Raw genomic sequence first — 1,798 nt, 5'->3', positions numbered from 1 at the left:
CGGGCCGGCCCCCCTCCGGGGCACGGCCCGGCGGCCCCCCGGACACGCCCGGACGCGGCCGCGCCCGCCCCGGAGCCGGACGCCCCGGCAGCCACCACTCCGCCGCAGGAAAGTGATCTGAGATGGCCAACGAAGACCAGCTTCGCGAGTACCTCAAGCGGGCGGTGGCCGATACCCGTAAGGCCCACCGGCGGCTCAAGGAGCTCGAGGACGAGCGCCACGAGCCGATCGCGATCATCGGCATGGCCTGCCGCTTCCCCGGCGGCGTGCGCAGCCCCGAGGGGCTGTGGCGGCTCCTGGTCGACGAGGCCGACGCGATCTCCGAGTTCCCGACCGACCGCGGCTGGGACCTCGACTCGGTGTACGACCCCGACCCGGGCGCCGCGGGCACCAGCTACACCCGCCACGGCGGCTTCCTGGACGGCGCGGCCGGCTTCGACGCGGGCTTCTTCGGCATCAGCCCGAACGAGGCGCTGGCATGGACCCGCAGCAGCGGCTGCTGCTGGAGACCTCCTGGGAGGCCGTGGAACGCGCGGGCATCGACCCGCAGTCGCTGGCCGGCGGCCGGACCGGCGTCTTCGTCGGCACCACCTCGCAGCTGTACGGCACCGGTTCGGACATCCCGGAGGGCGTGGACCTGTACCTGGGCACCGGCACCACCTCCAGCGTCACCTCCGGCCGGATCGCCTACCACTTCGGCCTGGAGGGCCCGGCGGTCTCGGTCGACACCGCCTGCTCCTCCTCGCTGGTCGCGCTGCACTGGGCCGCCCGCTCGCTGCGCCAGGGCGAGTGCACCACCGCACTGGCCGGCGGCGTGACGGTGATGTCCAACCCCGGCATGTTCGTGCTGTTCAGCCAGCAGAAGGGGCTGGCCCCGGACGGCCGCTGCAAGGCCTTCGCGGGCGCCGCCGACGGCACCGCGTGGAGCGAGGGCGTCGGCATGCTGATGCTGGAGCGGCTCTCCGACGCGCGCCGCAACGGGCACCGGGTGCTCGGCGTGATCCGCGGCAGCGCCGTCAACCAGGACGGCGCCAGCAACGGCCTGACCGCCCCCAACGGCCCCTCCCAGCAGCGGGTGATCCGGCACGCGCTGGCCGACGCCCGGCTGGCGGCGGCCGAGGTCGACGTGGTGGAGGCGCACGGCACCGGCACCCGGCTCGGCGACCCGATCGAGGCCCAGGCGCTGCTCGCCACCTACGGGCAGGACCGCGAACGGCCGCTGCTGCTCGGCTCGGTGAAGTCCAACATCGGCCACACCCAGTGCGCCGCGGGCGTGGCCGGGGTGATCAAGACGGTGCTGGCCATGCAGCACGGCGTGCTGCCCCGCACCCTGCACGTGGACGAGCCCACCCCGCACGTGGACTGGACGGCCGGATCGGTCGACCTGCTCACCGAGGCGCGCGCGTGGCCGGAGACCGGCCGTCCGCGCCGGGCCGGCGTCTCCTCCTTCGGCGTCAGCGGCACCAACGCCCACGTCGTGCTGGAGCAGGCCCCGCCGGTCGATGCTCCCTTGGTCGAGACCCCCTCGGCCGCGCCGACCGGCCCGGTTCCGCTGGCCTTCTCCGCCAAGAGCCCGGCCGCGCTCCGGGACCAGGGCGCGCGGCTGCGCGAGCTGCTCGCCGCCGACCCGGCGCTCGTCCCCGCCGACCTCGCCGCCTCGCTGGCCTCGTCCCGCTCCGACTTCGTCCACCGCGCGGCGGTGGTCGGCGCCACCACCGCCGAACTCCACGACGCCCTCGGGGACTTCGCCTCCGGTACGGCGGACGTCACCGGGCGCACGGTGTTCGTCTTCCCCGGG

General features: G+C 75.4%; 1 pseudogene. It reads left to right on the top strand.

Annotated features, from left to right (window positions below):
• Positions 1 to 122 precede the first annotated feature (122 nt).
• Positions 123 to 1,798 (top strand): annotated as a pseudogene (locus tag AE652_RS18845) (type I polyketide synthase); the annotation flags it as partial.

This window comes from Kitasatospora sp. MY 5-36 (assembly GCF_001182915.1).
Lineage (GTDB): Bacteria > Actinomycetota > Actinomycetes > Streptomycetales > Streptomycetaceae > Kitasatospora.
Note: the sequence above shows the minus strand (reverse complement) of the source record. Positions and strands in the feature narration are given on the sequence as shown.